Raw genomic sequence first — 12,758 nt, 5'->3', positions numbered from 1 at the left:
TACTATATGCGGCGCTGACACGGCGGGCGCCCATAGCTCAGCTGGATAGAGCGCACCCCTCCGGAGGGTGAGGCCGAGGGTTCGAATCCTTCTGGGCGCACCAGTTTGATTCAAACGCGCCAGTCAGTGAAAGAAATATCAGTGGTGATTGTAGCTCAGTTGGTAGAGCCCCGGATTGTGATTCCGGTTGTCGTGGGTTCAAGTCCCATCAGTCACCCCACTTCTTTCGTGAAGCGAGTCAGCTTCAAATCTTACGGTGATAAGCGCAATTGGTAGCGCATCCCGGTTTGGAAACTAGAGCGGAGCAGAGGGTGACCCTCTACTTGCAAAGGTAACCAGCAACACAGTATTTCGGTGATTAGCGCAGCCTGGTAGCGCATCTGCTTTGGGAGCAGAGGGTCAGAGGTTCGAATCCTCTATCACCGACCAAATTTGATTTATCTGACTGCAAGTCAGGTAAAAGCTGGGAAGTATTCAGCAACACAGTATTTCGGTGATTAGCGCAGCCTGGTAGCGCATCTGCTTTGGGAGCAGAGGGTCAGAGGTTCGAATCCTCTATCACCGACCAAAACATTTAAGCCCCTGAGAAATCAGGGGCTTTTTGTTTTTAGCATTCAAAGCCTTCCTGTTTTCATCCTCAGGGGGCACGAGTGTCTTGGGGCTTCCCTGTCTCGACGGCTTCGCCTAAAACAAAGGCTCCCCGGAGGGAGCCCTATGTCAGTTACTCAACATTCACCGGCGGTGAAATAAAGCCTTGGTATGCTTGAGTCTTGAGTGGCGTAAAGCGCTCCAACTGACCTTTCTCTTGAATACCTGTCACTATCACATCGATTTCCAGCCCTCGGGCCACGTTCACCAGTGCGCGGCACAGTTCGCTGTTGTGCTGGTTTTCATCATATTGTGCAAAGGATTGGTCCAGCTTGACGTAAGCCGGCCGCAGGCTTTGCAGATAAGACATGGAGCCGAACTGACGGCCGAAGTGGTCTATTCCTATACTGGCACCATTGTCGCGAATTATGGTGCACAGTGCCTGACAGGCGTCGATATCGGTATAGATGGCGGCTTCCGGTAACTCAAAGGCCAAACGACTTGCGTGGCGGCTGTTACGCAGGAAGTGATTGAGCCATTCGTGGAACTTGGGATCGCTGATGCTGTGATGGGTCAGGTTAACCGCAATGGCTTCGGCATTCTTCTCCAACAACTCATCTTCACTGATCTTTTCAATCAGGCAGCGGTCGAGCAAGCTACCCAGAGACAAAAGCTCGACATAAGGCATGAACTGGCCTGCATGCACCAGTTTGTCACCTATTTGCAACTGACAGAAAAGTTCCCGCTGCAGTATATTGTCAGATCCTTGATAGTGCACAGCTTGCCAACGGAAACGGAATTGTTTGCGGTTAATTGCGTCGGTAAGCTTATCGCGCCACTGCTCACGACTGAACAACTGCTGTTCGTTGGTCTCCAACCAGTGATAAACCTTGCCTTCCTTGAGGGCGATTTGCAGGGCGTTATCCGAGCGCGCCAGCAGCTCGGAACTGGTCATCTGCCCGATACGTTCGGCAATACCTATGGCGTAATCTTCATTGGGCTTACAACCCGCCTTGACCATTTCCTGGTTGGTTGTACGGATCAGGGTTTGTAGATACTTACTCAATTGTTCACGTTCAACATTGGTGATCAAGAAAGCAAATTCATAGGCGGCGATACGGGCAATGACAGATTCACAGATTTCGCCCAACTCATGCTGCAGTTTTTCTGAAAGCAGCTTGATGGTTTCGTCTCTTACCTGATAGCCATACTTGCTGTGGACTTCTTCGAGCCAGTCGAACTTGACCATCATCAGAGCGCCGCTGCCGGGTTCACCTAGCCAACCGCCAACGCGGCCCATCATATATTGACGATTAGGCAGGTTGGATACCTGATCCACCAGATTCTTTTTCCTGAGTGCAGTGACTTCTTCATCCAGAGAACTGAAAATTTTCTTCAGTTGGGCTGACATGCTGTTAAAAGCGTTGACTACATCCCTGAGTTCCAGGGTTTTAGGCAGCGGCATATCCGGGCCGAATTCCCGTTTGGCAATGCTTTTGGCGTGTTCGGCAATGGAGTGCAGTGGACTGAGGATCCATGTCAGGCCCAGGCGCGCAAACAATATGGCGACCAAAAATAGAATTGAAAAGGCTATTAAGGTATGGCTCATAATGCGCCACAGTTCGTGATAACCAAACCCAGGGTGAGCGGTAATTTCCAGTTTGGCCAGTTGCAGCCAACCTGAAGTAATGGTGCTTTCTTTACGCAAAGGGGTAAAGATCTCCAGATTGATAAACCATTGGGGAACATCTTCGATGCGAATATTGTTATTCCAGACCTGCTGTTTGCCATCAACCAGCCAAGTTAGCTTCACCTGTTGGTAATAGCCTCCCTCGAAGATGACATTAACCATGGTTTCTGCGGTGGCGAGATCACCGGCTTCCAGTGACGGAACCAACATCAATCCCAATGAATGGCTGACATTATTGAGGTCCGACTCCATCTGCTCGGTTAGAAAGTTCTGGGTCTCATTGAATTGCACATAGCCCACACTGGCGACAACCAAGAGAAACAGCCCAAACAGTAACGAGTATATCTGTCGAAACAGTGTCATTGCTGTAGCTACTCCAGTTTTAATTTTGGCTGACGCAAGCGATCAGCCCCTAATCTGTGTCTCAGGTCATTCCACTTTTCCAAGCGAGCGGATGATCCTGCTAATACACCGCGTCCTTTCTCTTTGTTTAGCCACAATTGTTTACCGTTAAAGCTGTATACGGGGATCAGATCTCCACGTTGTGTTGCCGGTTTGAGCTCGCGATCCAGATTGTCCAGAATAAGAGGGACAGAGGAGGGCGTCTCATAATAGGCCAGCACCATATGGTACTGATTAACACTGGTTGCTTTAACCATAGTGATGCGCATCTTGTCTTCAGGGATGCCCAACTGCAGCAGCGTGAAGTATTTGGCGATGGAGAAGTCTTCACAGTCACCGCCATTTACTCCGATAAACTCCAAAGGGGTGGCCCAGTAATTAGCCATCCCCCAGAGTTTGCTATCATCTACAAAGCGAAACAGGTTAAAGAAGTTGTTTACCTTGGTGATTTTTCCCATATCGTCCAACCCTTGTGCCTCGTCCAGTATCTTGAACCAGGCTCTGGCCCTGAGGCCAGCCCGCTCGCCATAACGTGATTCCAGCGTTTTGGTAATGCTGTTGGCGTCTAGCTGTTGGGTGGATGCGGCGTACAGGCATGACACGGCCAGAGTCGATGCCAGTACTGTGTAATGGCAGACCCTTCTGAGCAGTGAATACTGGTTGAGCCTGCCTGTCATATGGGGATATCAAGGTCCTATTTCACTTCTTGATCCACAGTGTAGATGTTCCACTTCATATCGGCCATAGTATCCTCGCCTGTTACCTCGGCGATAACCCGGCGGTTACGTTTGTGGGCCAACTGAGTGTCTGTTGGATCTACAGGTTTATCGTAGCTGTAACCTACTGCGGTTAGTCTATCGGCGGTAATGCCGAATTGATCTTCCAGCACTTTGGTTACGGCATTTGCCCGATTTTGCGATAGCTTCAGGTTGTGATCATAGCTACCGGTACGGCTACAGTGCCCTTCGATGGTCACCTTGGTGCTGGGATATTGCTTCATAAAGTCAGCAATGACACCAATTTGATCATAATACTGAGGATCTATGTAGAAGGAATCGTTGGCAAAAAGTATCTTCAACTCGGAGCGTTCATTGATAGGCTTGATCTTACCACAACCATAGTTATCAATGTTGGCACCTTCGACAGTGCCTGAGCAGCGTTCACGGGCTTCAATAACACCGTCTCTGTCATGATCATTGAGGTCGTTGACCTGAGCCGTCGGTTGATCCATGGATACAGTGTCACGCATTGAGCAACCCGCCAGTATGGCGACGCTAAGCAGAGTGATAAAGAGTTTCATTATTTAACTCCTCCTTCATATTCACGCTCCCCTTTCCATACATCGGGGCGAGTGACTCTAAGCGAGTCGAGTAGTTGTCCTGTGGCATTGAGTACGCGGTATTTGGCAATCACTTCGTCATACTCGGCGGTCAGATAGTCTTTTCTGGCTTCAAACAGTTCATTCTCGGTATCCAGCAAGTCGAGCAGGGTACGCTGACCCAGGTTGAATTGCTGTGAGTAGGCGACTTGAGTGTCCTTGGCTGCAATGACATGATCGCGAATATATTGCTTCTGTGGTCCCAGGAACTCGTATGCGTTCCAGGCAAGGTTGGCGCCTTCAACCACTTCACGATAGGCGCGCTCACGGATCTCCTTCGCTTCACCTATCTTGTAGCTGGCTTCTTTTTCACGGGCTAAATCACGGCCACCGGCGAACAGGTTGTAACGCACTCTCACCATGGCAAGAATGTCATTGTTGTGGCCTCCGACATTTTGGCTGGCGATCCGGCTAAAGCCGTCTTCACCGTCCAGGTTGTTGTTCATGTTACCTTCTACTTCCAGCGTGATCTTGGGATAGTAGTTGGATTGAGCCGAAGACTTCTCATATTCGGCGGCGCGGATATCACTGGCGGCCGATTTGAGAATGGGATGGTGCTCCTGTGCCATCTTGATACTGGAGTCTACGTCCGCCGGCAACATATCGGCATCCGGAACCGGTACTATCAGGTCTTCCGGTTGCTGATGAGTAATGCGGAAAAACTGACTCTTGGCATCGAGGAAGTTATTGCGTGCAGACACTACGTTGGCATTGGCGCGAGCTAGACGACCCGTGATTTGTGACAGATCCGCGGTAGAGCCCAAGCCCGAATCGGTACGTTGCTTGATTTGCTCGTAGATGTCCTGGTGGCTCTTGAGGTTTTTCTCTGCCAGCGTCAACACCTGCTCGCTACGTATATAGTTGATATAGACCTTGGCAACATCCAGCGCCATATCTTCAGCAGCGGCAAACAGCGCCCATTGATCGGCACTGGCTTCGAAGCTGTACCTGTCGACTTCACTGCTGGTAAAGAAGCCGTCGAACAGCATCTGCTTGATGCTGACACCGAATTCGCCCCGTTTGAGTTCAATTTCATCATCTGTGGTGCCGGCCAAACGGCGGCGGGTAGCCGGACTGTCTGTGTATTCATAGCCATAACCACCGGTAATATCTACCGTTGGCATGTAACCGGCTATCGCCTGGTTTACCTGCTCTTCACGAGCTTTGAAACGGTTAAAGGCAAGTCGTAGTTCCGGGTTGGTATCCAATGTTTGCGCTACGGCTTGTTCCAGGGTCTGACTAAACCCTGCCGTGGGCAACATCAGCCCGGTAATCGCCAGTGCCAAGGCACTGGGTTTCACCAGCCGAGTAACTTTCTTGTTCATGCTAAACCCTCCAGGTTTATTGTGACTATGAGCCTAGCGTTCTCTTAACGCTGTTTCTTTGGCTCTTAGAATGGGATTAAGTATGTACTCAAGGACAGTTCTTTTCCCGGTAATTACGTCAACAGAGGTCAACATGCCGGGAATAATGGGCATCTCAGTGCCATCGTCTTTAATTAAACTGGACTCTTCGGTCCGCACTTTTACCAAATAAAAGCTGTTGCCTTCTTCATCCTGAGTGGTGTCTGCACTTATCTGTTCCACAGTGCCTTTTAATCCGCCGTAACGGGTAAAATCATAGGCAGTAACTTTAACTATGGCGGGCAGCCCCGGATGCAGGAAGGCGATATCCTTTGGCAAAATTCGGGTTTCGATCAGCAGTTGGTCTTCGGAAGGGACTATCTCCATAATATCGATACCAGGTTGGACTACTCCTCCCAGTGTGTTGATATTTATTGTTTTAATGGTTCCGTTGACCGGTGAGGTGATAACGGCTTTGCTGACTTTATCCTTGGTGCCTACCTGGGCTTCATTCATGCGTGCCAGCTTGGCTTGCATTTCATTGAGTTGTGCGCGGGAATCGGCGGCATAAACCAATACCGCTTCCCGACGCTTGAGAATCGCCTCATCCATGTTGGCCTTGAGTTTGGGACGCATCACCCTGAGGGTCGCCAGCTCGCCTTGAATGTCGTTAACTGTACGTTCCAGTTTCAAGAGTTCCACCTCGGGCACTATGCCTTTTTGTGCCAAAGGTTTGGTCAGTTCCAGTTCGCGGCTGACCAAGCGGTAACTGGTACTCAAGGTGCCGATTTTCGAGGTTAACTCTTCGGTTTCCTGTTGCCGTTGTTGAATTTGTCTTGCCTGGATCTCCACTTGGTTGCTGAGGTTATCCAAGCGTCCGGCGTATTCTTCCTGCTGGCGCCTGACCAGTTCGGGTTCTTTTTCTGTCAACTCGGCAGGAAATACCAGCGGGATCTTGGTGATTTTTAGCTGTTCGCGCCAGTCGTTGGTCATATCCGAGATAAAGATGCTGTTCAGTTCGGCCTGAAGGCGAATAACATTGGCCTGCAGGCTATAGACCTCTTGCTCCTGCTGGGCGGCATCGGAACGAAAACGGGTATCGTCTATGCGTACCAAGGGCTCACCTTGTTTGACCAGCATGCCTTCCTGAACGTACATCTCTTTCAAAATGCCGCCATCCAGACTTTGGATGACCTGAACCTGGGAAGAGGGGATCACTTTACCCGTGCCCTTGGTAACTCGGTCGAGGGATGCAAAATAGGCCCAGGTGAGGAAGCAGAGCATCATGGCTGCCAGCGACCAGATAATCAATCTGTGGCTGGTGGGTGCATCTGTCATCATGGCGCCGTAGACATCGTCTACCATTTCCAAGTCATCAGAAGTCAGGTGCTTATTCATATTACTTGCCTCCTGCCATCAGCCCTTGGTTGAGCTTTTCGAGCACCTTGTCTTTGGGACCATCGGCAATGATGTGGCCTCTATCCATCACTATGATGCGATCTACCAGATTCAGCAGGTGCATCTTATGGGTGATGATCAGTAAGGTTCTGTCGCGGCTGACATTATGCATCGAGCGCATGAATTGCTTCTCGGCTCTGGCATCCAAGCTGGCTGTGGGCTCATCCATCAACAGCACTGGTGGGTCATTGAGTATGGCTCTGGCCAAGGCCACGGTTTGACGCTGGCCTCTGGACAGCGAATGGCCGCCTTCACCTACCTGTTGATCCAGGCCTTCTGATTCCAAGTCGGTAAACAGGTTGACTCCGGAGAGCTGTACGGCTCGGATCAACTGATGTTCTGTGACCTGACGGGTGCCGAAGAGAATATTGTCCCGAACCGAACCGTGGAACAGGGTGACATCCTGTGGCAGATAGCCGAAGTTACGGCGTAGATCGCTCGGGTGGATCTGGGCGCTGTCTATGCCATCGTATCTTAGGCTACCATTGCTGGGTTTAAACAGTCCAACCAACAGCTTGGCCAGAGTACTCTTGCCGCTGCCGTTACGGCCGATAATGGCTATCCGCTCGCCGGGACGGATCCTTAAGGCGAAGGGGTGCAATACAGGTTTTTCCGAGCCGGGGTAACTGAAGCTGAGGTCGTCGGCTTCTATCTTGCCCATCAATCGTTGTTTGCTGACAAGATGGCCTTTGTTTTCAAATTCATCTTCCTGGGTCATTATCTGATCCAGCTGTCTCAGCGCGCTGGCAGTTTGGTTGGCTCGGGTCATTAAATTAGCCAGCTGTGCCATAGGCGCAACGGCCCTGCTGGCAAGCATCACAGCAGCAATGATCCCACCCATGGATATATCATTATCGGCAACCCGGTAAACCCCTAGAATAACGACACTGACGACGGTCAGCTGCACCACAAAGTTGGCGACATTGGCCACTGAGTTGGAGAGCTTTTTCGAGCGTAACTGCCAATTGGCCGTGTGACCTATCATCTGCTGCCAGGCTTTCTGTACCAGGCCTTCTGCCCCATAGGATTTAATGGATTCCAGAGAGGCAAGACTCTCGATCAAGTGGCCATGCTTGAGGCTGGCAAATTTATTGCTTTCCTCAATAGCGGTCTTGAGCCTGGGTTGGACAATCAAGGTATAGCCGATGATGATTAGACTGGCGACAAGGGGGATTAGCGCCAGATCGCCTGCGACCAGATAGATAATCAACACAAACAATAATGCAAAGGGTAGATCAACCAGCGTGGTTATTGTTGCCGAGGTGAGGATCTCCCTGATGCTGTCAAACTCACCCAACTGACGCGCCATGCCACCGACACTGGCCGAGCGGTTTTCGAGGGGAATGCCGATTGCCTTATAGAACAGTCGCGATGAGACTATGATGTCGACTTTCTTACCGGCAACATCGATAAGGTAACTTCTCAGCTGCCTCATGACCAAATCAAACAGATAAGCAATACCGGCTCCGATAGCCAGAACCCACAGTGATTCGAACGCCAGGTTGGGCACCACTTTATCGTAGACGTTCATGATAAACAGCGGTGAAACCAGGGCAAACAAGTTCACCAGGATTGAGGCAATCAGTGCATCACGATAGATGGGGGCCGAGTCTTTAATGGTTTGCAGCAGCCAGTGTTTACTGTGGTCATGATGATAGACATCAAATCCCATATCGCCACGGTACTGTTGTTTCACCAGAAACAGATAGCCTACATAGAGGGTTTCCAACTCTTCTATAGATAGGCGTTGTTCGCCGCCGGTTTCCGGCAGTTGGATCACCGCATGTTGTTGTTCCAGATCCAGTTCGCGCAGGATGCAAGCTTTCTTGTCTTTCAAAAGCAAAATACAAGGAAGCTGAATGGCAGTAACCTGATTCAAGCCTTTACGGGAAAGCTTGGCCGTCAGACCAGCTCTGGCTGCGGCTTGTGGTACCAGTTCCGGAGATAAAACTGCAGAAGACAGAGGAAGACCCGCTGCCAAAGACTCACTGGAACAGGGGCAGCCAAAGTACTCTGTCAATAGAACCAGACTATCGAGCAGGGGATCAACCGTGACTCGCTGAGAAGCCGAAATGGTCCATTGCTCAGGTTTAGGAGAAGCGGATGCGGTCACAGAACAACTTATCCTTCCGTTTTATATCATTAATTCTAGTATCAGCCATGGCAGCCCATATTGCGAATTGCAATATGGGCTGCCATTCAAACCACCGGACTTTTAGATTACTGAGTCCAGTGTTTTAGGCTCTTCCAGCCCAGAAGAGCTACTTTGGCTGACGTAAGACGCACTTGGATTGGCCGATTGAGTCTCGACAATCAGTGGGCTATCACTGCTGTTACTTCCCAGCAGGCCATTAATGATGTCACTTTCATCACTGCCATAAGTGGCGAATAGGTCAACGCCATCGAGCACTATATGCTGATCAAATTCACCATTGAGATCCACATCGATAGAGATGGTGGTATTACCATCTTCGACGCTGAACTGGAAATATTGCTCCAGTGAGTTGTGCTCTTCACCCAACAGCAGATCGCTGAGATCCAGCTTATCTTTGTTAACTTCAAAGTCAGTGATATGGTCAGTGCCGGTTTCTCCTGCTTTCCAGCTGAAGGTATCTACGCCTTGGCCACCTGTGAGCCAATCATCGCCGTTGCCGCCAATCAGCAGGTCGTTGCCATTACCACCGAACAGCAGATCATTACCGTTACCGCCGTAGAGTTCATCATTACCGCCTTGGCCAAACAGAATATCGCTTCCGTCACCGCCGCTGATGGTATCACCCTTGTCGTTGGCGCCTGACTTATCAAACAGGTTTGAATGCTCGCTGATATAGTTGTGAATTTCAGCATCGGTTGCATCGCTTTGGCCCAACTCGCCGGCAATAAAGGCTTTGAGCGCGTTGTAACCCTGGCCCTGAATGCCATCAAAGCGAATCACATCACCGAAGATGATGTCGTTACCCGCACCGCCATCCAAGGTATCTGAGCCAGGTTGGTTGGTGATTTCATTGCCGAGAATCGCGTCGGCAAGTTCATCGGCATCGATGTTGGTCTGGACGTTGCCATCTGTATCGTAGTCCTGCAGATCATCCTCATCGATATTGGAGCCCATTCCTATGGCTTCAACCGTCACACCTAGGCCAGAGAGTAGAGCAAAACCAGCTTCGGAATTCGCCGTAGTGTCCGAACTGGTACTGCTGCCGGTGCCAGCCAAGGCATAGTAATCATAGTTACCTTGGGCATCGGGTCGCATGGCTCCAACTGGTTTTCGGCCTGAGGCATCTATTCTGAAAACATTACCATTTTCATCAATTACCACACGACCGTGAGCTTTGTATACTTCACCAAAAGTGTAACTTGTACCTATAACATCCGATAGATAACGATCATAACGATCATCCCTCGCGTTATAGAGCATGGGATCTCCACCAGCATCATCGTTGTAGTACGTTGGTTTGCCGTCAGTGATAAAGAAGGCTAGGTTAGTGGCACCGCTATTATCTTGAGCATCACCATTGGCGAACCAGTTGGCTGTGGTGGTGAAGACATCCTCGTAGTTGGTGCCGCCACCGCTGCTCATGTCATTCAGGGCACTCTGAAGAGTGCTCAATGCATTGGGGTCATTGAGATCTACGCTGATGCTGCCCTTGGCATGAGTATCAAAATCGACCAAGAATATTTTCACGGTGCCGCTTTGCTCAGCATCGGCGCTGGCTTTCAGTGTCTCAAATACTTGAGCCAACTGAAGTTTCATCGCCTCCATGGCCCGATATCCAATACTTCCTGAGCTATCGACCATAAAGGCGATATTGTAATCCTGCCCGGGAACCACGACTGTGCCATCCAGGTCGCCGATAACGATATCTTCGGCGTTACCCAAATTGAGAGTTTGATCGCCTGGACCTGCTTCAGTGACCTGATAGTTAAATACAGGCACCACAGCAATATTGCCGCTGTAAGAGTCACCATCGGCATCGGTTACCGTGACCGCAAAGTCCAGGTCGCCATCTTCGGTGCCCTGCATCGTCTGGTACTGATAGAAGTCCCAGTGGCCTGTACTAGGGGTGAATTCCAGCTTAAAGACCAAGTCGCCCGAGTCTGTTTGACCCAGCAAAGTATTGCCTGAAAGGGTCACTTCAACGGCTTCTCCGCTGGCGGTCACCAGGGATGTGTCAGTCACACCGGCCAATGCAAGACTGCCTTGGCCATCTGCGCCCCATTGGGCTGTTACTTCACCGGAAGCATAGGCGATTGCCGGGGCATTGCCTGTACCAGTGAATTCTATGGAGGAAATAGTGAAGTCACTGTTGTCTTTATGACTGGGGGCTGTGCCGTTGTCGGTTGCCTTGATAACAACTCTATCAAAGCCACCATCCTGCACGTTAAATTCAGCCGCATAGTCACCGTTGCTTTTATCTGATCTGAAAGTTTGGCTGGATATCAGTTGGCCATCGCGCCAGAACTCGGCCACACCGCTTTCAAGCTCACCTCCAAAGATGTTGGCAAACTCTATCTTCATGCCGAACGCCAGGGTGTTGGGATCCAGATCTATGATGACCTCTTCCGAAACGCCAGTGCCATCAGCAAATTCACGGAAATCTATTTCGTTGGCCAAGTTGAAGTAAGGTGAGTCTACACTGGCAACCCCTATGCCTGAACTGCTGCCGTTAATATTTGCAGAGGTCAGAGTGTGGTCGGTAGATGAGGTGAAACCTCTGGCCGTGATGGTGAAACCATCAAAGTTCAGTTGCCCTGTATCATCAGTGTCACCAGTCAAATCGAATACGCCTAGGAGAGTATCCGGAATATCGGTTACCGTAGCCGTTACCGGTGCGGTATCTGGCATGTAAGGCGCATCATCTTCGACTGTAACTTGGAATGAACTTGAATCTGTCGCTCCTGAACCATCTGCGACATCAATACCAAAGTTCAAATTGAGCACATCTTCAACATTGGCTACAGGATGATCCAGCGGAGCATGCAGTGTGACCTCATAACCCCAAGTACCACTGCTGTTACCCGCAGGAGCTGAGAGCGATATGGTCATCACCACAGTAGAACCGGCAGAGCCTGTCAAGGTCTGAGTACTGGCATCCCAACTCCAGGTTACATCAACGCCTCCGGAGGTTACACCAGATGGGCCGCTAAGCGTAACTTCCAGCTCATCGTTGTCAGGATCTTGCAGCTCAATGGTACCGTTGGCTATCACTGCATCTGTTGTATCTGTGTCGCCTACATCATCTGGCAGACCATCGGTCAGCCCCTCTTCAGATACGGCAACATTGGTGATGTTACCTATGCTTGGTGGGTTCTGGGCATCGAGAATGGTGGTGTCGGCGCTGTTGTTGCTGCCTATCTCCAGTTGTTCAAGGCTATTATCAACGTCAGTGACACCACTAATAGTGACGCTTAGATTTTCACTATTTTCATAAATACCATCGTTGATGGTATTAACTGTAAAGCTTTGCTGACTATCTCCGCTAATGGTTACGCTTGGAGGTAAGCTATCAACATCTGCTGCAGTTGCCGTACCACTCCAATCAAGCGCAACGCTAACCGAAGCTCCACTAGGAAGGGTTACCGGGTTACCGTTGGCATCGACCAAAGTCACTGTATAAGTGATTTCACCACCTTCAGTGACACTGGATTTGTCTACGCTGAGCTGGGCAAAAACTGTGTCGGTAGTGTCATTTACCAGTGTGGAAGCTGTGTCACTGGTATCCAGGTTTTCAAAATTACCACCTTGAGCATTATCTATACTTACGGTCAGTGTTTCTGCGTCAACAAATACATCATCCGTCGGTGCCGCGACGGTGACAGTGCCTTCGGTTTGACCGGCCGCAATGGTGATCGTGGCGCCGTTGGACAGGGTCAGCACCAGGTCGGTTTCAGGGGCATTGTT

The 12,758-nt window shown here is 50.3% G+C and carries 7 protein-coding genes and 4 tRNA genes; 4 read left to right on the top strand and 7 right to left on the bottom strand.

From position 1 onward, the window contains the following. Window positions 1–26: 26 nt before the first annotated feature. The 4 genes from ACMHXE_RS10230 (at window position 27) to ACMHXE_RS10215 (ending at window position 568) form a co-directional block, all read left to right on the top strand. A tRNA-Arg gene (locus ACMHXE_RS10230) sits at window positions 27–103 on the top strand. A 41-nt stretch (window positions 104–144) separates the two neighbouring features. Continuing rightward, window positions 145–220 (top strand) — tRNA-His (locus ACMHXE_RS10225). A 132-nt stretch (window positions 221–352) separates the two neighbouring features. After that, window positions 353–429 (top strand) — tRNA-Pro (locus ACMHXE_RS10220). A gap of 62 nt (window positions 430–491) precedes the next feature. Beyond that, window positions 492–568: transfer RNA gene (locus ACMHXE_RS10215), tRNA-Pro, on the top strand. A gap of 153 nt (window positions 569–721) precedes the next feature. On the opposite strand, the gene ACMHXE_RS10210 is transcribed toward ACMHXE_RS10215, so the two are convergent. The 7 genes from ACMHXE_RS10210 to ACMHXE_RS10180 all read right to left on the bottom strand — a co-directional run. After that, window positions 722–2,641 (bottom strand): EAL domain-containing protein, encoded by a 1,920-nt coding sequence (locus tag ACMHXE_RS10210; RefSeq protein ID WP_413732164.1) that lies wholly within the window; start codon window positions 2,639–2,641, stop codon window positions 722–724. Window positions 2,642–2,649: 8 nt separating this feature from the next. Then, entirely contained in the window at window positions 2,650–3,357 is a 708-nt protein-coding gene (locus ACMHXE_RS10205; RefSeq protein WP_039035380.1) for a transglutaminase-like cysteine peptidase, read from the bottom strand. 17 nt (window positions 3,358–3,374) lie between these two features. Further along, complete coding sequence (locus ACMHXE_RS10200; RefSeq protein ID WP_071476441.1) at window positions 3,375–3,980, bottom strand: OmpA family protein; 606 nt, start codon at window positions 3,978–3,980, stop codon at window positions 3,375–3,377. Further along, window positions 3,980–5,383 (bottom strand): TolC family outer membrane protein, encoded by a 1,404-nt coding sequence (locus ACMHXE_RS10195; protein ID WP_039035382.1) that lies wholly within the window; start codon window positions 5,381–5,383, stop codon window positions 3,980–3,982. The genes ACMHXE_RS10200 and ACMHXE_RS10195 overlap by 1 nt, the downstream gene beginning before the upstream one ends. 33 nt (window positions 5,384–5,416) lie before the next feature. After that, a complete protein-coding gene (locus ACMHXE_RS10190) occupies window positions 5,417–6,799 on the bottom strand; it encodes an HlyD family type I secretion periplasmic adaptor subunit (protein WP_101057531.1) in 1,383 nt (460 codons plus the stop codon). Between the two features lies 1 nt (window position 6,800). Next, window positions 6,801–8,972 carry a type I secretion system permease/ATPase gene (locus tag ACMHXE_RS10185; protein WP_413732162.1) on the bottom strand — a complete coding sequence of 724 codons (2,172 nt, stop codon included), beginning with the start codon at window positions 8,970–8,972 and terminating at the stop codon, window positions 6,801–6,803. A 102-nt stretch (window positions 8,973–9,074) separates the two neighbouring features. Beyond that, window positions 9,075–12,758 (bottom strand): immunoglobulin-like domain-containing protein (locus tag ACMHXE_RS10180; RefSeq protein WP_413732160.1); only part of this gene is annotated, 3,684 nt, incomplete at its 5' end.

Origin of the sequence: Shewanella sp. BJSY2023SW007, from assembly GCF_047314525.1 — a bacterium.
Lineage (GTDB): Bacteria > Pseudomonadota > Gammaproteobacteria > Enterobacterales > Shewanellaceae > Shewanella > Shewanella chilikensis.
The sequence above is the reverse complement of the archived record's forward strand: the minus strand, read 5'-3'. Positions and strand labels throughout refer to the sequence as shown.

Bases quoted from the DNA above. Each gene is read 5' to 3' on its own strand.
- ACMHXE_RS10200 (WP_071476441.1), bottom strand. From the start codon at position 3,980: ATGAAACTCTTTATCACTCTGCTTAGCGTCGCCATACTGGCGGGTTGC.
- ACMHXE_RS10190 (WP_101057531.1), bottom strand. From the start codon at position 6,799: ATGAATAAGCACCTGACTTCTGATGACTTGGAAATGGTAGACGATGTC.
- ACMHXE_RS10210 (WP_413732164.1), bottom strand. From the start codon at position 2,641: ATGACACTGTTTCGACAGATATACTCGTTACTGTTTGGGCTGTTTCTC.
- ACMHXE_RS10195 (WP_039035382.1), bottom strand. From the start codon at position 5,383: ATGAACAAGAAAGTTACTCGGCTGGTGAAACCCAGTGCCTTGGCACTG.
- ACMHXE_RS10205 (WP_039035380.1), bottom strand. From the start codon at position 3,357: ATGACAGGCAGGCTCAACCAGTATTCACTGCTCAGAAGGGTCTGCCAT.